Source organism: Mycobacterium farcinogenes, assembly GCF_019739075.1.
GTDB classification, from domain to species: Bacteria; Actinomycetota; Actinomycetes; order Mycobacteriales; family Mycobacteriaceae; genus Mycobacterium; species Mycobacterium senegalense.
Map to the genome: position 1 here is coordinate 2,441,929 of NZ_CP081673.1, position 17,832 is coordinate 2,459,760.

Genomic DNA, 17,832 nt, shown 5'->3' on the forward strand with positions numbered 1-17,832 from the left:
GTGATCAGGGCGAATCATGATGTGGTACCGAAGCCTGGCTCAGACGGCCTTGGTGACGCCGAGGTAGGTGATGACGTCGTCGGTGTTGTCGGTCGAGCTGGTCAGCGTCGCATAGGTGCGAATGAACGACTGACCGGCGCACTGATCGAACTTGATGCGGACGCCCGTGATGGTCACGCGGGTACCGGTGCCCTTGAACGACTTCTTGTCGATCGGAACGATGGTGACCGTGCCGGGCTTCAGGTACACCTTGCCCTGCAAGCTGATTCCGGTGCCGAGGCTGGCGTCGCCGGCGGAGCCGGTGAACGGAATCTTGATGCCCGGCGTGAAGCTGAGGCCGGGGTTGATCTCGGTCTCGTCGCTGATGATGCCGCAGCCGATCTGGGCGCCCGCCTCCAGAGTGCCGCCGGTGAGCTTGGTCTTACCGCCGCCCGATACCTTTCCGGTGAACGTGCCACCGACGAGGTATTCGCGCGACGAGATCGCGGTGGTCAACGGTGCGACCGGGAGCAGGGTCTCGTTGGAGCCGGCCACCGTCACGTGCCAACCGTCCGGGGTGTCCAGGACGCCGGGGGGGAGGACGGCACCGCGCCGGTGTCCGGTGGGGGCGGAGCCGGCGCGGCCGCTGCGGGGACGGCGGGGTCCGGTGGCGGCGGGGGATCTGCGTACGCAAGGGGCGCAATCGCTACAGGGGCCAACATGCAGACTGCAGCCAGGGGGGCAAAACGACTGAACATGCGTGAACGTGCGCCTCTCGTGGGTCTGGTCCCTGTCGTTCTGCGACGCGCCGTGGTCGCCAGAACCCAACGGGTCCAAGGGATCTGTCGCGACGAATCATGAACGTGTTGCGTTTCGGTTCGGTGAACAACGTGCCAACAGTTGCCGCCGCATTCCCGTCCAGCTGGGTGCTCTCGAACCTGTGAACTTGCTGGGAAAGTGTTTGTGCTGCAGCGCATTCCATATATGAGGAAAGGCGATCGCCGGCGGCACGCGATGGACGACCCGTAGAGGGCGTCGGTTGGTTGATTGTTCACCTTTTGGACATGTGAACCCTCAACGGTGTGGTGATTCGGAGGGTTATGGCGAAAGCCTCGAAACTGCCACCGACTGAAGGAGGAATCGTTGAGGTCGTCTCAGATGTACGGGCGAGGGTTGGTGTCGCTATGCATGGCCTTCAGCATCGGATTCGCGGCCATGCCGATATCCGTCGCCGAACCTGGTGACCAGGCCCCCGTGCCCGGGCCGGCGGCGCCCGAGCTGCCGCCGGTGACCGCAGGTGCGCCGGCCGCCGGTCCGGTACCTGTGCCGGTCGCCAGCACCGATGATGCCGGTGTGCCTGCGGTTACGGCCTGCTCGACGTTCGCCAACGCACTGGACTCGGCATCGACGTTCTACGGCGATTTCGCGGACTCGATCGAAGGTGTGGAGCGGCCGGACTACGGAGATCCGACCATCAGTACGACGAACACGAGCGGTCGGACCGCGCTGCGTGAGGCAGCCGCGACGGCGATGAATGCTGCTGGCACGCCAGGGCTTTCGCCCGACATCGCCAACCCGATGCGATCGTGGTCTTTCGGTGCCACCAAGCTGCTCTTGAAGATGGGGTTGCGCAGCGGCGGTCAATCGCTCAATGACACCGCTACCCAGCTGAACAACGATGCCACCAATGCACAGATGGCGTGTGCCGCAGCGGGAACCCACGCCTGACGCCATCGTCGGCAGTAGTCACCTTTCCAGCTCAACCACCATGCGCGGTGAACCGTGCCATCAGTGAAGGAATACCGTGCTCCGGCTTGCGATTTCGTTGCTCACTCTCGTATGGCTGGTCACCAGTTGTGCCGGCAGCGGCGACAAGGCCCAAGGTCCGCCGAAGGAAGTGCCCAAGTCGGCCCTTGAGGGGTTGCTGCTCACCACCGACCAGGTGAACACCCTGATGGGGACCAGCGCAATGGTGGCACACCCGCCGGTCACCGAGATGAACGACCATCGCAACCTGCTGCCCAATCTGAACTGCCTCGGCGTGTGGCAAGTCGACGAGGCCGCCATCTACGGTGACCGCTGGACCGCCATGCGTCAGGTGCTGCTCCGCGACCCGGACACGGACGTGTGGGACAACCTGCTGGTGCAGTCCGTGGTGATCTTCCCGTCGACACAAGAGGCCACTGACTTCCTCGGCCAGTCCGCCGATCGCTGGTCCAAGTGCACCAACCACAATGTGAACATCACCCTCAACGGGCAGCCGCTGCCGAAGTGGCGCAGCGGCGACCTGACCGCGACGGATACGCAGCTCACCTTGCCTTTCACCCGTACCGACGGCGACCAGGTCCGCTCCTGTCAGCGTGCGCTGGCGGTCGCTGCCAATCTCGTGATGGACATTCAGGCGTGCAAGCCGGAAGGCTCGGCGGTGACGCAGGCCGATGATGTGGTGGACAGGATCAAGGCTGCGATGCCGCGCTGATCGTCGGCTTGGCTTCGAACTCTACGAGGTTGGTCGGTGCCCGGAAGCACCTTAGCGACCGGGAGCGGTACACGAGCGTCGCGGCACGGGACAGCACCTTGCCGCGACCGGGCGGCATCTCGACCTCGTGTACCGCGAAAACTCCGGGGACGTCGAGCAATTCGTCGTACTGGCCGGCGGTGAACCAGAACGGCATCGGCGGTGCGGTGTATTCCTCGCTGAGCCTGATGCCGTGTCTTCGGGAGTACCAGCTCAGAAATCGCGGGACGCTGTCGAAGATCAACTGCCCGCCGGGGAACTTGGCGGCACAAGCCGCGATGAGATCGAACACCGCGTCGCGCTCCAGATACTGGAACAGTCCCTCTGCGGTGATCAGCACCCCGTGGGTGGTGTCCACCTGGTCCATCCAGGAGTGGTCGAGCGCGGATTGCGCCAGGTGGCGAAGCCTGTCGGACGACGGCATCAACTGTTCACGTAACACCACGATGGGTTCCAGATCAACTGAGAGCCAATTCAATTCGCCGTTGTCCAAGCGCCAGAAGCTGGTCTGCAGTCCTTCTGCCAGGGCCACCACAGTCGCTTTGGGGTGTGTCCGCAGGTAGCTGCGGGTGGCGAGATCAAAGGCCAGTGCCCGCAGGGCGGTGGCCTGGTGCGTCCGGCCGAAACGGCGGTAGTCGTAGCCCAGGCTGCCACGCAAGCTGATCGCCAGCGGGTCCTCGATGATGCCGTCGGGCCGGGCCGCCTCGGTCGCTCTCTGATGCAGCGTCAGCAGTGCAGTCTCTGAGATCGCGGTCAGATGTCGGGCGTCGATGACGGGCATGGGCACGACCGTACGCGTTGGCCGGTAGCCGGGACATCACCGCCCCGGTGTCGAGAGTCATTGCGCCGGTGGACAGATCAATCGCACATCGCGGGGAACTTTCTCGCGAAGAGACGCGACTAGCTCAGAGACAGGTCGATAGGCGCCGGCAGCGGCTCATGTGAGGAGGTGATCGTGACAGTCCCGTTCTGGCCGGCAGCACCTCCAGAGGTACATTCGGCCTTGCTGAGTATGGGGCCGGGTCCTGGATCGCTTCTCGCCGCTGCAGCCCAGTGGCAGTCGCTGAGTGCTCAATACAGTTCTGCGGCAGCCGAACTCACCAAGATCCTGACCGAGGTGCAGGCCGGCAGCTGGGAGGGGCCCAGCGCTGCTGAGTATGTCGCGGCCCACGGGCCCTACCTGGCCTGGCTGGAACAGGCCGCCGCCGACAGCGCCATCACCGCCGCGCAGCACGAGACGGTCGCGGCTGCCTACAGCACGGCCCTGGCGACCATGCCCACCCTGGCCGAACTCGCCGCCAACCACGTCGCCCACGGGATACTGCTGGCCACCAACTTCTTCGGCATCAACACCATACCGATCGCGCTCAACGAGGCCGACTACGTGCGGATGTGGCTGCAGGCTGCCGAGGTGATGACGCTCTACGAGGCGTCGGCGGCCAGTGCCTCCGCAGCGGTCCCGTCGCCTCAGCCGGCCCCGTCGATCCTCGCCCCCGGAGCTGAAGCGCGAAGCGACCAGCTGAATACGTCGGGCTCATCGGCGGACAGTCAGCAGCTGGGCGGCATCTGGAAGCTGATCTCCGAGCTCATCTCGGGCGCGGGTAATCCTGAACAGCTCCTCGAGACGTTTCAGCAGCTCTTCGGCCAACTGGGCTTCAACCCGGCCGAGGCGGCCATTCTCGCCATCATCGCGCTGGTGCTCTACGACATGCTCTGGTACCCGTACTACGCCTCGTATTCGCTGCTGCTACTGCCGTTCTTCGCACCGGCACTCAGCGCATTGAGCGCCTTGAGCGCGCTATCGCTGCTGCAGGACACTGTGCCGAATCCGGGCGTGGCACCGGTCCCGACCGAGGTCGCCGGCGGCCATCGGACCGCCGCGTCCGCGGCCGGCCCCGGCGTGGCATTGAGTCCGTCGCCGATGTCCTCGGCCGCGCCGCAGACTACCGGCAGCACCGGTCCGGGTGCTCCCGGAGGCAACGCTGCGGCGAGCGCTGCACCGTCGGCATTCGCCGCATACGTCGTCCCCGGCCTGGACCCGCCGGCAGTCTCATCAGGGCCGAAGTCCAGCACCGGAGCACCTGAGAACATGGCGGATATCGTCGCTGCGGTAACCGCGGCGAGAGTGACTGCCCGGGCCCGCAGCCGGCGAAGTCGGGCAGGCCGAAAGCGAGACAAGGCCCCGAGCTACCGCTACGAGTTCCTGGCCGACCCCGATACCGCCACTGACGGCGAGCCGGAAGCGAACCGGTCTGCGCAGCCGTCATCCAGCGAGCAGGGGACCTCCACGCTCGGCTTCGCAGGGGTCGCGTCGGTTTCCACACACACATCGGCGGCCGGGATGGTCCAGCATGCCCGCGACGGCGCCGGAATGTCGGCTCCGATGCTGCCTGCCTCGTGGCAGTGCAATTCAGATCACACTCGCGAATAGCGGGAACCCGCAACCGGTTTGATGCGACTTATCCGGTAGCCGCATCGCCGGCGCAGTGCAGAGCCGCACGAGGAGAGAAATGACGCTGAACGTGAAAGGCGAGGGGCTCGGGGCGTACGTCACGGGAATCGACCCCGAGAACCTCGACGACATCACCACCGAAGAGATTCGTGAGATCGTCTATCAGAACAAGCTGGTCGTCCTGAAAGACGTTCATCCGACGCCTGAGCAGTTCCTTCGCTTGGGTCGCATCATCGGTGACGTCGTCACCTATTACGAGCCGATCTACCACCATCACGACCACCCCGAGATCTTCGTGTCGTCGACGGAGGAAGGGCACGGCGTCCCGAAGACCGGCGCCTTCTGGCACATCGACTACATGTTCATGCCCGAGCCGTTCGCATTTTCGATGGTGGTGCCGCTGGCGGTTCCGGGCCGTGACCGAGGCACCTATTTCATCGATCTCAACCGGGTGTGGGAGTCCCTGCCGGAGACGATGCGTGATCCGGTGCGCGGTACGTTCGCAACCCATGATCCTCGGCGCCACATCAAGATTCGTCCACACGATGTCTACAAGCCGATCGGTGAGGTATGGGACGAGATCTCCGCGACCACGCCGCCCATCACCTGGCCCACCGTGATCAGGCATCCGAAGACCGGGCAGGAAATCCTCTACATCTGCGCATCAGGGACCACGAAGATCGAGGATCAGCACGGGCGGGTGCTGGATCCTGATGTCCTGGAACAACTTATGACTGCCACCGGGCAACTCGATCCGGAGTTCACGTCGCCGTTCATCCACACCCAACACTACGAGGTCGGTGATGTCGTGCTGTGGGACAACCGGGTTCTGATGCACCGCGCGAAACACGGAACAACGCCAGGAACATTGACCACCCATCGGCTGACCATGCTGGACGGCCTCAAGACACCGGGATATGAGGTATCACCATGAGCACCGCCGAGACGCTGTCTGTGGCCGCGAACGGGTACGGCAGCGCCCAGCTGGCACCGATTCCCGAAGACCTGCTGGTCAAGGTGTTGGAACCGTATTCATACAAGGGATGTCGCTACCTGCTCGATGCGGAGTACGAAGCCACCGCGACCTCGGTGTTCGCCCTGGGCAACTTCAGTATCAAAGAGCCCGCATACATTCGCGACACCGGCCACTTCAACGCGGCCGAATGGGTCCTGTGCTTCAATCAACTCGCATACAGCGCGTTCGCTCCGGCGATCCTCAACGAGCAGATACCCGAATTCCGGGGCTGGTCGATCGAGGACTACTTCGACTACCAGCTTCCCAGCATGCTGATCAAGACGACGGCATCACGGTTCAAGCGTCCGATCAAATCTCAGAAGTTCTCGGCGCGGTTGCTGTGCAATGACTTCGAGGTCATCGACCGAACGATCCGCTATCTCAAGATCGCCTGCACGGTCGAATTCTGGGACGAGGACGGCGGAGCCGCCTCCGGCGAAGTCGAACTGGCCGCCCTCAACATTCCCTGACATCCGGTACGAAAGCAGCCTCACCGCCATGACATACCCACCATCGACGGTACTCGCGCGCATCAGCCGGCGGGCCCGGGAGCAGCCTGAGGCGATCGCCCTGCGGCGCTGCGACGGGACCAGTGCGCTGCGATACCGCGACTTGATGGCCGAAGTGGATCGGCTGGCGGCAGCTCTGCGCTCACATGCCGTGTCGCGAGGCGCGCGCGTCTTCGTGCTCTCGGACAACGGTCCCGAGACCTACCTGTCCGTGTTGGCCTGTGCCAAACTGGGAGCGATCGCGGTCATGGTCGACGGCGGCCTACCCGCGGCGGCAATCGACCGGTTCGGTGAAATAGCCAGGCCGAGTGCGGTTTTGCTGACACCTGGCGCCCAGCGCGGCACCGCTGATCAATGCGGGGCGCTCACCTCGACCCCGGCCCTGACCGTCACGATCACCCACGCAGCGGCCCGCGACGAGCCCGCTGCCGTTGCGCTGAGCGAAACGGCAGCCGGGGATGCCGAGCAGCCACTGGCGATGATCTTCACCAGCGGTACCACCGGCACACCGAAGGCTGTGTTGCTGGCCAATCGGACCTTCTACTCCGTTGCCGACATCCTGCAGCGCGAGCAACTGGCGTGGGTCGACTGGGTCGTCGGCGAAACCACGTACTCGCCGTTGCCCGCCACCCACATCGGCGGCCTGTGGTGGATCCTCAACTGCCTGATGCAGGGCGGGGAGTGCATCACCGGCGGCGAGAGTGGGATGACCATCGGCGAGATTCTCGCCGCCAACGATGTTGCCACCACGTGCCTGGTGCCCACATTGCTGAGCCGACTGGTGTCCGAGTTGCGGATCACCGGCGCACCGGTGCCGCCGTCACTACGGATGGTCGGGTACGGCGGATCCCGCGCCATCGCCACCGACGTGAGCTTCGTAGAGGCGGCCGGGGTGCGCACCGCGCAGGTGTACGGTCTCAGCGAAACCGGCTGTACCGCACTGTGCCTGCCCACCGAGGACGGATCCATCGCCCGAATCGAGGCCGGCGCGGTGGGGCGTCCCTATCCGGGTGTGGAAGTCCACCTGGACGGTGACGGCAGCGGACCGCCCACGCGATCCGGGGTTGACTCCGCGGCCTCGGGCACACTGTGGATCAAGTCGCCCGCGAACATGCTGGGGTATTGGGGGAATCCCGAGCGGACCGCCGAGACGCTGGTGGACGGGTGGGTGAACACCGGCGACGTCCTCGACCGCCACGACGACGGCTTCTTCTATATCAGGGGCAGGTCATCGGAGATGATCATCTCCGGTGGTGTCAACATCGCGCCCGACGAGGTCGACCGGATCGCCGAGGCGGTCCCCGGCGTCGACGAGGCGGCGTGTTACGAGATCCCTGACGACGAGTTCGGAGCACTGGTGGGCCTGGCGGTGGTCGCATCGGCAGTGTCGGACGAACCCGCCGCCCGCAAGCTCAAACACGCCATCGCAGCGCACTTCCGGCGCGAGTCGGAGCCGATCGCCAGGCCGTCGACGATCAGGCTCGTGGAGAAAATTCCGCGAACCCAGTCCGGCAAGGTTGTTCGTGCGGCGCTGGGCGCGGTGGCCGGTGTCTGAGGCACTGAGGCATGCCATCCTCGTCGCGCTCTCGGAGGTGCTTTACGTCGAAGAAGCAGACTTCATCGACGGAGATGCCACCGACCTGCGAGATCTCGGGCTCGACTCGGTTCGGTTCGTCCAGGTGATGAAGCGCCTCGGCATCGACCGGGAGTCGGAGGTGCCGCGGCGGCTGGCGGACAACCTCTCGGTCGCCGGCTGGGTCCAAGAGCTGGAGAGACCGCGTGCGGCTTCCTGAAGACCCCCGCGCACAACGCATTCCACTGAGCCGCTCGCAGCAGAACATTTACCACGGAGTCCTGCGGGACGGTGACCCCAGGCTGTATCGGATCGGCCGACGCTACCGGTTCGCGCCCATCCCGCGGGCGGAGTTCCTGCGCGCTCTGCACAAGACCATCCTGGCCAACCCCATTCAACTGTGTGTGCTGACCGCCCCGGCCGACGATGGCGACCATCCGGACCTGGTGCCGCGACTGTCGGTCGAAGAGATCGTGTCCGTCTGCGCGGACGATCACGATGCTGCGGGGCCCGCCCACGCATGGGAATCAGGCATAGTCGGTAAACCGTTGGTGCGCTATATCGTTCGGGTCGACGGCACGGACATGGTGCGGGCAATGGAAGCCTATGCGCACCACATTCTTCTCGACGGCGGCGCGATCGGCGTCATCGAAGCCGACCTGGGGCACTTCCTCGCCGGAGGGGCGTCACCCGAAAGCGTCACTGACGGCCTGGTCCGGGTCGCGTCCGCACACCGCCGTGAGGCCGCGCGGATCGAAGAATCCCGGCAGCGGCTCACCGCCGTCGTCCAGGGCGAGCTCACCGCGGCCGCCGGGCAGATCGGGCGTGCAGGTGCCGCCGCCGACGGCCCCGCCTTCGCGGGCAGGGGAGTTCTCGTCGCCTCCACGGCGATCCGGGGAACGGACTACGCCGATGTGCTCGCGTTGGCCGACCGGGAGAACGTTCCGCTCAACGTGCTGGTGGCGGCTGCGGCGACAGCGGTCGACGCGAGTGTGCGGCACACCACCGAGACTCTGCTGGTGCATGCCGTGGACAATCGCTTCGCTGACCCAGAGCTCAATGTCGCGACCTGCCTGGTCAATTCGATCGCACAGCCGGTCCGGTTCCCACCGCACGCATCGGTAGCCGAGGTGGTGCGCATCATGGACCGGGGATATGTCAAAGCCGGCCGGCGCCGTTGGTTGCGTGAAGAGCATTACCGCCGAATGTATCTGGCGATCAATCGGACCACGTCCGTTGAGACGCTGACGCTCAATTTTCTGCGTGAACCCGGTGCACCCGCACTGGCCCCGTTCCTGACGGACGCGCCGGTGACGTCAGACATCGGTCCCGTCGAGGGTATGACGGTGGCGGCCGTGCTCGACGAGCAGCGGCGCACGCTCACCGTCAACGTCTGGGACCGGCATGACCTTCCGACGAAAAGCGCCGCCGGCGTCGCGAGCCGAATCGCGAGGGCGCTGACGGCCATGACGACGATGTGGGATTCTCCGATCGCGGCGACCGTCGATGCCTGGCGCACGGTCGACGGGGACGGGCGGCTGGGTTCGACATCGCCCGGTCATGACTCCGCAGAGCCGCCGGCTGCCGCGTGGTTCGTCGCGCGTCGAGAGTCGATCGAGGAATGTCGGGGTCGCCGTGAGCATGTCGATCCGTGGATCGCCTGGCTGATCGAAGCGGATATCGCGCCAGGTGATGTCGTGGTGTTCGTCGATGACGACTCCGACAAGGCGCTCGACCTGTTACTCGCATGTCACTTGGCCGGCTGTGGCTACAGCGTCTGCGACAGCGATGACGAGCTCGCGTCGCGGGTACGACGAATCAATCGATACGGCAACGGCATCTCTGCGCACATCGTCGACGTCACGTCGGCGCATCCCTCACCGAGCCCGGGCGTGGATGCGCGGGTTCAAGCCCGCATCGAACAGACGGTGCACGATCCGCATCTGGCCGGCAGAACCGCGTACGTCATGCCGACCTCTGGATCGACCGGCGAACCCAAACTCGTCCAGGTCAGCCATCGTTCGCTCGCCGCGTTCGGTGTCGCGATGACCCGCGCCTACGGCTGGGGGCCGGACGACACCGTCCTGCAGTGTGCACCTCTGACGTCCGATATCAGTGTCGAAGAAATCTTCGGAGCCGCATTGAGCGGGGCGGCACTCGTCCGTTCGGCGTCGGTGAAGGCCGGTGATCTACCGGGGCTCGCCGGCGATCTGGGGGCCTGCCGGGCGACGATCGTCGACCTGCCCACCGCGCTGTGGCACCTGTGGTGTGAAGACGCCGACACGATCGCCGCGATCGGGAGCTCTGCGCTACGGCAGATCGTCATCGGCGGTGAGGCCGTCCGCCCGAGCTCGGTCGACAAGTGGATCGACGCCGCCGGCGCCGAGAAGGTTTCGCTGGTGTCGAGTTACGGGCCTACGGAGACGACGGTGGTGGTGACCTATCTGCCGATCATCGAGGGCGGCCGGATCGCCGAGCACGGGGCGCGGCTCCGACTGGGGCGACCGCTCGTGGCGAACTCGGTGGTGATTGCATTCGGTGAAGTCGTGGTGGTGGGGGACACCGTGGCAGGCGGCTATCTCGGCGGGGACGGTGCCGATTTCGGCTCGATAGTCACCGCCGGCGGTGCGCGGCAACGGGCGTATGCGACGGGGGACCGGGTGACTGTCGACGCCGACGGGTATCCGGTGTTCGCCGGGCGCAGAGACGCGCTCGTCAAAGTCTCGGGCCGGCGGGTCGACACGGCCGCGATCACCCGTCGCATCATGGTGGACCCGGCCGTGGTCGACATCGCCGTCGAGCTGGACCGCGGCCGCCTCCGGGTATGGTTCGAAACCCAGCGAACCTGCGCGGGTGACCAGGATCCCGGCGCGGCAGCCTCGATCAGGCGCGTCCTCGTGGACTCGGGTGTGTCGTCGTTCGTCGTGACACCGGTCTCCGGAATACCGCGAAAACCCAACGGGAAGAACGACATCGCTCGTCTACACGCCGGCATCGCCGTCGGATCGCACGGGCGGTCTGACTCGGATATCGATGACCGGGCGACCGGTCTCGCCGGAGTGTGGAGTGCCCACCTCGAGCGGCCGATCACGGCCGATACGTCGCTGCTGGAGGAGGGCATCGGATCACTGGACCTGGTTCGAATCCTGCCCGACACACGCAGGTATCTGGGCAGGCAGGTGTCGATCCTCGACCTGATCAGTGCCGATACCGCGGCGAACCTCGTGTGTGACGTATCGGCGAACGAGGGTTGGCTCGACGGTGCGACCGCCGCAGAGATCGAACGCGACTACACCGTGCTGGCACTGCGGCGCGCGTGCGCGGTGCCGGCCTCGCGACGGTCGTCGGCGCGCCGCGAGTCGGGGCCGATCCTGGTGGTGGGCGCGTCGGGCGTGCTGGGGACCGGCTTCGCCGAGGCCGTCCTGGACCGGGCCCGCGACGGGGCAGCGCACCCCGACGTGGTCCTGGCCATGAGGTCGAGTCCGCCCGACACCCCGGTCTGGGCCGAACTGCGCGGCGCGCAGGGAATACGCATCGAGCAGTTGTGCGCTGGATTCGGCGTCGCCGAACTGGCGACGCTGATCCACCGGACCGGCGCCCGAACCCTCGTCAACTGCATCGGCAACACGAACGTCGTCGTGCCCTATCGCGAACTCCGCTGCGCCAACGTGGAGTTGGTGACTGCCATGGCCGAGACGTGCGCTCGTGTCGGCGCCAGGATGGTGCACCTGTCGACTCATGTCGTCAACAGGGACGTCGCCGCGCGGCAGGTCGTCGATCCTCGGCAGGCCCCTTACCCCTACGCGGCCTCCAAGGCACTCGGCGAATTGGTGGTCAGCCGCGCCGAACCGTGGCTCGACTTCGCGATCGTGCGCCTACCCCGAGTCCTGGGCACCGTCGATCAGGTACGGGGCTCCGCCGACATCCTGGTGTCGGTTGCCGATGCCTGCCGCGCGCTCAACGCGTATCCGGCGGTGGAGCTGATCGAAGAGGTGACCACCGGACGCGCCGCGGCGGCCGGCATTTTGCGTCGCTTGCCAGAGTTCGGCGGCCCGGAGGAGCTCGGCTGTGGAATTCAGGTGTTGCGCGGACAGAGGGTGGCCTACCAGGAAGTGCTCGGCTCGGTAGCCGGCCGCAGGGTCGGCATCGACGAATGGAAGCGCCGGCTGGACGAAAGTGACTGGGCGAAGGCCAATGCGCGGAGATGGTCGGTGATCGACGCCTGGATCAGTTTGGGGCTCCGGCTCGGTGGCCGCTCCTATGCGGAATACCTGGGCGAGTTTCCGGCTCTCCCGCTGCCGGTCCGCGGCGTCGCCGAACTCGTAGCGCCCGGGCCGTCCGTGGAGGCACTGATCTCTCCCGGGACATTCGGGAACTGGGTGCGGCCGGGCGACGACCTATCAACAAGAGACCACGACACAGTGAGGGATGGCAGTGACAGAAGTAGCCGCGGACAGTGAACAGACATCACGTACCAAACGGATTCGACTCGACGTGACCGGCATGTCGTGCGGAGCCTGCTCACGCCGGGTCGAGAACACGCTCAACAAGGTCGACGGAGTCCAGGCCACCGTCGACATCTCCACCAAGATCGCGACGGTCGACGCCCGCCACGACATCACGGTCGCCGAATTGTGCGACGCGGTGGAGCGGGCCGGCTACCACGCCGAAGAACGCACCGCCGGCCACGACGACCAATCCGCGCCGGCCCCGAAAAGCCCGTCGATCGTGGCGAGGGCCATCCGCTGGGTGACCGTCGGGCACATGGGCGGCTGAAAACAGGCGGCCGGCTGCCGGGAACTGCCGGGGCAGTACGAACGACCACTCTTATCGAGGACCGTTCGACCACTGAGGAGCCATGGGCGAGAACCCGGCGACAGCCACCGATGAGAGCCAGACTCCGGAGCCGTCGCCGTCGCGACAGGTCGGAACCGCGCACTACCGCGCTTTCCTGCAGCGACTGCACTTCTACGCGGGCCTCTTCGTGGGGCCGTTCCTGCTGATCGCCGCGGTCAGCGGTGGCTTGTACGCCATCGCACCCACCATTGAGCAGTTCGTCTATCGCGATCAGCTCCAAAGCCACAGCAGCGGCGACATCCTGCCGGTCGCCGAACAGGTGCGGGCCGCTCAGGCGCAGCGTCCCGACCTGACGGTTACCGCGGTGCGCCCCGCGACCGGTCCCGGCGAGACCACCCGGGTGATATTCGACGACCCGTCGTTGGGCGAGTCCGAGCGCCACGCCGTGTTCATCGATCCCGTGACGGCGTCTTCGCGCGGCGAGCTGACGGTCTACGGCAGCAGCGGTGCGCTGCCGGTCAGGACCTGGATCGATCAGCTGCACCGCAGCCTGCACCTCGGGGAGCCTGGCCGCCTGTACAGCGAGCTGGCAGCCTCCTGGCTGTGGCTGATCGCGCTGGCCGGGGTCTTCCTGTGGTGGGGACGGTACCGGCGTGCCTCACGACGCCCGGACGCCGACGCCCGGCTGCTGACGCTGGACCGCTCGAGCCGAGGCCGAGCCCGGACCCTGAACTGGCATGGGGTGGTGGGAATCTGGATCGCCGTGGGCTTGCTGTTCCTGTCCGCGACGGGACTCACCTGGTCACGGTTCGCCGGCGACAACGTCACCGATCTGCGCACCGCACTGTCGTGGGAGACACCGGCGGTGTCGACCGCACTCAACGGCGCCCCCGGCGGCGAAATGTCCGGCCATGAGGGGCATCACAGCGCCCCGGCAGCAGCTCACCCGAACGGCGCGCCATTGGTCGGTGACATCGACCGGGTGCTGAAAGCGGCACACGAGGCCGGTGTTGACGGCAAGGTCGAGGTGAGCATTCCCTCGGACTCGCACACCGCCTTCACCGTGGCCCAGACCCGGCAGCCCTGGGTGATGTCGAACAACGCGGTGGCCGTCGACGGGGCGACGGCAACGGTGACCGACGCCTCCTGGTTCTCCGACTGGCCCTTGGCCGCAAAGCTTTCCGCGTGGGGCATCCAGCTGCACATGGGGTTGCTGTTCGGGATCGCCAACCAGCTTCTGTTGCTGGGACTGGCGCTCGCGTTGGTCACCGTCATCGTGCGCGGTTACCGGATGTGGTGGCAGCGTCGGCCCACCGCCGGTCGCCGGCCGGTGGGGTCTGCGCCTCGGCGCGGTGTGCTCGCCGGACTGCCGCCCGCGGCTGCGGTGGCCGTGGTCGTGGCGGCGGCGACGATCGGCTGGTTCATCCCGTTGCTGGGCGTCAGCCTGGTGGTGTTCGTGGCCGTGGACGTCGCCGTGGGATGGCGGCAGCACCGCCGGCAGCGCTAGCCGGTGAGATCGTCGCGTTCGGCTGCGGCGATCAGGTCTTCGCGGGCGCGTGCCACCCGGGAACGGATGGTGCCGACGGGGCAGCCGCACACCTCGGCGGCTTCGGCGTAGGACAGGCCCAGGACCTGGGTCAGCAGCAGGGCGTGGCGCCGGTCGGGATCCAGGCCGTCGAGCAGGAGGCGGATTTCCACCATCTTCTCGAACCCGCCGACCGGGCGGTAGCTCTCCAGGACCTGCTCGACGTCCACCCCGTGCTGGGTGCGCGGCCGGCTCTGTTTGTGCCGAATCTGGTCGACCACCACGCGGCGGGCGATCGACAGCAGCCAGGTGCGCGCGGAGGAGCGGCCGCTGAACCGGGGCAGCGCGGTGATGGCGCGCATGAACGTCTCTTGGGTGAGGTCGTCGGCCGAACCGGCGTCGCCGAGGTAGGCGACGGTGCGCCAGACGTCGGTCTGGGTGGCCCGGATGAATTGCTCGAGCGCCGCTGAGTCACCGCGGCCGGCGGCGAAGGCCAGCCGCGTAACGTGGTCCTCGCCGCGTTCGGTAGTCACGGTCCTCGACATTATTCGATGCCGCCCGGGAACTCGGCATCGGGCCGGACCGACTAGATATCTGGTGACCTATGTCGATGACGTAGGCCACCGACGTGGTGAGTGAGCAATTGGAGTAGTGGTGACCACAGCAACTGTCGCCGACAACACGGCGACCCAGCGCATCGCGCTCGACGTCACAGGAATGTCGTGCGGGGCCTGCGCTGCCCGCGTGGAGAACAAACTCAACAAAGTCGACGGGGTGCGCGCGTCAGTGAACTTCGCCACACGCGTCGCCACCGTGGAAGCCACCGCGGACGTCGGCGTCGACCAGCTCTGTGCGGTGATCGAGCGGGCCGGTTATCAGGCAGCGCCGCGAGTCGAGCGCGCCGCGACCGACGTCGACCCGGATGCCGACCACGCCCGCAGCCTGCTGCTGCGCCTCGCGATCGCCGCCGTGTTGTTCATCCCGCTGGCCGATCTGTCGGTGATGTTTGCCGTCGTGCCCGACACCAGATTCACCGGCTGGCAGTGGGTGCTGACCGCGCTGGCAGCACCGATCGTCACGTGGGCGGCCTGGCCGTTCCACCGCGTCGCGCTGCGCAATGCCCGGCACGGAACCTCGACCATGGAGACCTTGATCTCCATCGGCGTGACCGCCGCCACGGTGTGGTCGATGTACACGATCTTCTTCGACCATCAGACCTACCACGCTGCGGGCGTGTGGCAGGCGCTGCTCGGCAGCGATGCGATCTATCTCGAGGTCGCCGCGGGAGTAACGGTTTTCGTGCTCGCCGGCCGCTACTTCGAGGCGCGCGCCCGCTCCCGTGCCGGGGGAGCGTTGCGGGCGCTCGCCGCACTCGGAGCCAAGTCGGTGACCGTGCTGCTCGCCGACGGTAGCGAGCTCGTGCTGCCCGCGGACGAGCTCAAAGAAGGACAGCGTTTCGTCGTCCGCCCGGGCGAGGCCATCGCCGCCGACGGCCTCGTGGTCAGCGGGGCGGCCGCGGTCGACGTCAGCGCGATGACCGGAGAGTCGAAACCGGTTCAGACCCAGGAAGGTTCAAGCGTCGTCGGTGGAACCGTGGTGCTCGACGGCCGGTTGGTCGTCGAAGCGGCTGCGGTAGGCCCTGACACCCGGTTCGCCGGGATGGTCCGACTGGTGGAGCAGGCACAGGCGCAGAAGGCCGACGCGCAGCGACTTGCCGATCGCATCGCCTCGGTGTTCGTGCCATGTGTGCTCGTGATCGCGGCGGCCACCGCTGTCGGTTGGCTGTTGATCGACGGCGACGTCAACCGCGCGGTGTCGGCGGCCCTGGCCGTTCTGGTGATCGCCTGCCCGTGCGCGCTGGGCCTGGCCACTCCGACCGCGATGATGGTGGCCTCCGGCCGCGGCGCCCAGCTGGGCATCTTCCTCAAGGGGCACCGGGCGCTGGAGGCGATCCGCGCGGTCGACACGGTCGTGTTCGACAAGACCGGCACCCTGACCACCGGCCAACCTCAGGTCATCACCGTCGCCGTGGCCGACGGCTGGACCGAGGATGAGGTTCTCGGACCTGCGGCGGCCGTCGAGACCGCATCCGAGCATCCCGTGGCACATGCGATCGTCACCGCCCGCGCCGAACACGAGATCGCCGCTGTCGAGGATTTCCAGGCGTTCGCGGGGCACGGCGTGGCCGGCTCGGTCGACGGCGTGACCGTGGTGGTCGGACGCCCCGGCTGGGTGACCCGCGACCGCGTGGTGCCGGCCAACCTCGCCGCAGCCCGTAAGACGGGCGAGTCACAGGGGCAGACAGTCGTCTTCGTCGCACACGGCGACACGGTCTGCGGTGCCATCTGCATCGCAGACGCGGTCAAGGAGTCAGCTGCCGGTGCCATCGCACGACTTCACGCCGAGGGCATGCGAACCATGCTGCTGACCGGTGACAACGCCGCGACGGCCGCCGCGATCGGGGCGGCCGTGGGTATCGATGACGTGGTCGCCGAAGTCCTGCCCGAGGACAAGGTCGGCGCGATCGAAAAGCTGCGCGACCAGGGCCGGGTGGTGGCCATGGTCGGTGACGGAATCAACGACGGTCCCGCACTGGCATGTGCTGACCTGGGCCTGGCCATCGGCCGCGGGACCGACGTCGCCATCGGCGCGGCCGACATCATCCTGGTCCGCGACAATCTGGACTCGGTGCCGCAGGCGCTGGGTCTGGCCCGCGCGACGATGCGGACCATCCGGCTCAACATGATCTGGGCGTTCGGCTACAACGTAGCGGCCATACCGATTGCCGCAGCGGGCCTGTTGAACCCGTTGATCGCGGGCGCGGCGATGGCGGTGTCGTCGTTCTTGGTGGTGTCGAACAGCCTGCGGTTGCGCAATTACGGCACGGTCCAACCGAATACGTTCAGCGATGCTCAACCGGAGGAGCGGGCGGCGGCGCGCATATCCGGCTGAGACGAGTCGAGCGGGGCCAGGCACACACCCAGCCATCCCGCCGTCAATGCCGCGACAGTGACGGTGCCCAGTACCGCCGGAACCCAGGAGGCGGTGTGCGCGGTGTGATGCCACCAGAACGCTCCGGCGCCGCCCACCGTGGCGACAGCCGAAGCGCAGGTCGCCATGCAGCACCACCGAAACCGGCGACGTAGCAGGGCGAAAGCCGAGGCCACCGCCGCAAGGGTGAACAGAGAGATTGCCACCAGCGATATCCAGTGCCCGTTGCGGGTGGCGCCGGCGGGAACGTCGCCGGTGGCGCGCAGCGCGACGGCCGTCCCCGCCAGCGCGGTGACGAGTGCGGCCAGGACACGGGCGCGGGTCGCACTGATCCAGACGTCCTCGAACACCGTCCGCTCGATGGCTCGCAGCTCGGTCTCCACCGACGCGGCCATCTGCTGAGAAGTCACTGAAACACCTTTCGGATCGTCCGTGCGGTCTGGATATCGGTCGCCCCGTTGATTGGTCGGCGA

Annotated in this window: 14 protein-coding genes and 1 pseudogene; 11 read left to right on the plus strand and 4 right to left on the minus strand. The window is 66.8% G+C overall.

What is annotated here, in order from left to right; genetic code table 11:
• Nucleotides 1-39: 39 nt before the first annotated feature.
• Nucleotides 40-737 (minus strand): annotated as a pseudogene (locus tag K6L26_RS11615) (MspA family porin).
• A 430-nt stretch (nucleotides 738-1,167) separates the two neighbouring features.
• Here K6L26_RS11615 and K6L26_RS11620 point away from each other — a divergent pair.
• Entirely contained in the window at nucleotides 1,168-1,707 is a 540-nt protein-coding gene (locus K6L26_RS11620; protein WP_019344350.1) for an Rv2240c family protein, read from the plus strand.
• A gap of 76 nt (nucleotides 1,708-1,783) precedes the next feature.
• Complete coding sequence (locus K6L26_RS11625) at nucleotides 1,784-2,458, plus strand: sensor domain-containing protein (RefSeq protein WP_019344351.1); 675 nt, start codon at nucleotides 1,784-1,786, stop codon at nucleotides 2,456-2,458.
• Here the strand turns inward: K6L26_RS11625 and K6L26_RS11630 are convergent.
• Entirely contained in the window at nucleotides 2,436-3,278 is an 843-nt protein-coding gene (locus K6L26_RS11630) for a class I SAM-dependent methyltransferase (RefSeq protein ID WP_019344352.1), read from the minus strand. The two genes, K6L26_RS11625 and K6L26_RS11630, sit on opposite strands and share 23 nt — an antisense overlap.
• 174 nt (nucleotides 3,279-3,452) lie before the next feature.
• On the opposite strand from K6L26_RS11630, the gene K6L26_RS11635 reads away from it, so the two are divergent.
• The 8 genes from K6L26_RS11635 to K6L26_RS11670 all read left to right on the plus strand — a co-directional run bounded on the left by K6L26_RS11635 (nucleotide 3,453) and on the right by K6L26_RS11670 (nucleotide 14,350).
• The gene (locus K6L26_RS11635) at nucleotides 3,453-4,928 is read left to right on the plus strand and encodes a PPE domain-containing protein (protein WP_076111788.1); all 1,476 of its coding nucleotides are present in this window, start codon (nucleotides 3,453-3,455) and stop codon (nucleotides 4,926-4,928) included.
• 79 nt (nucleotides 4,929-5,007) lie between these two features.
• Nucleotides 5,008-5,883 carry a (3R)-3-[(carboxymethyl)amino]fatty acid oxygenase/decarboxylase gene (scoE, locus tag K6L26_RS11640; protein ID WP_019346766.1) on the plus strand — a complete coding sequence of 292 codons (876 nt, stop codon included), beginning with the start codon at nucleotides 5,008-5,010 and terminating at the stop codon, nucleotides 5,881-5,883.
• Nucleotides 5,880-6,434, plus strand: a complete 555-nt coding sequence (locus K6L26_RS11645; protein ID WP_019346765.1) for an FcoT family thioesterase — start codon at nucleotides 5,880-5,882, stop codon at nucleotides 6,432-6,434. The genes scoE and K6L26_RS11645 overlap by 4 nt, the downstream gene beginning before the upstream one ends.
• Before the next feature lie 28 nt (nucleotides 6,435-6,462).
• On the plus strand, nucleotides 6,463-8,028 hold the full coding sequence (gene fadD10, locus K6L26_RS11650) for a fatty acid--CoA ligase FadD10 (RefSeq protein ID WP_019346764.1): 1,566 nt from the start codon (nucleotides 6,463-6,465) through the stop codon (nucleotides 8,026-8,028).
• A 4-nt stretch (nucleotides 8,029-8,032) separates the two neighbouring features.
• Nucleotides 8,033-8,266, plus strand: a complete 234-nt coding sequence (locus tag K6L26_RS11655) for an acyl carrier protein (RefSeq protein ID WP_080989708.1) — start codon at nucleotides 8,033-8,035, stop codon at nucleotides 8,264-8,266.
• Complete coding sequence (locus K6L26_RS11660) at nucleotides 8,253-12,506, plus strand: AMP-binding protein (RefSeq protein ID WP_245008720.1); 4,254 nt, start codon at nucleotides 8,253-8,255, stop codon at nucleotides 12,504-12,506. The genes K6L26_RS11655 and K6L26_RS11660 overlap by 14 nt, the downstream gene beginning before the upstream one ends.
• Before the next feature lie 34 nt (nucleotides 12,507-12,540).
• Nucleotides 12,541-12,822, plus strand: a complete 282-nt coding sequence (locus tag K6L26_RS11665; RefSeq protein ID WP_019346581.1) for a cation transporter — start codon at nucleotides 12,541-12,543, stop codon at nucleotides 12,820-12,822.
• A gap of 82 nt (nucleotides 12,823-12,904) precedes the next feature.
• The gene (locus K6L26_RS11670; RefSeq protein ID WP_047041023.1) at nucleotides 12,905-14,350 is read left to right on the plus strand and encodes a PepSY-associated TM helix domain-containing protein; all 1,446 of its coding nucleotides are present in this window, start codon (nucleotides 12,905-12,907) and stop codon (nucleotides 14,348-14,350) included.
• On the opposite strand, the gene sigC is transcribed toward K6L26_RS11670, so the two are convergent.
• Nucleotides 14,347-14,913 (minus strand): RNA polymerase sigma factor SigC, encoded by a 567-nt coding sequence (gene sigC / locus K6L26_RS11675; RefSeq protein WP_047328210.1) that lies wholly within the window; start codon nucleotides 14,911-14,913, stop codon nucleotides 14,347-14,349. The two genes, K6L26_RS11670 and sigC, sit on opposite strands and share 4 nt — an antisense overlap.
• A 109-nt stretch (nucleotides 14,914-15,022) precedes the next feature.
• Here sigC and K6L26_RS11680 point away from each other — a divergent pair, with 109 nt between their 5' ends.
• Nucleotides 15,023-17,320, plus strand: a complete 2,298-nt coding sequence (locus K6L26_RS11680) for a heavy metal translocating P-type ATPase (protein ID WP_081395052.1) — start codon at nucleotides 15,023-15,025, stop codon at nucleotides 17,318-17,320.
• Here K6L26_RS11680 and K6L26_RS11685 read toward each other — a convergent pair.
• Nucleotides 17,281-17,769, minus strand: coding sequence for a hypothetical protein (locus K6L26_RS11685; RefSeq protein WP_043368188.1), 489 nt, complete (start codon nucleotides 17,767-17,769; stop codon nucleotides 17,281-17,283). The genes K6L26_RS11680 and K6L26_RS11685 overlap by 40 nt on opposite strands.
• Nucleotides 17,770-17,832 lie beyond the last annotated feature (63 nt).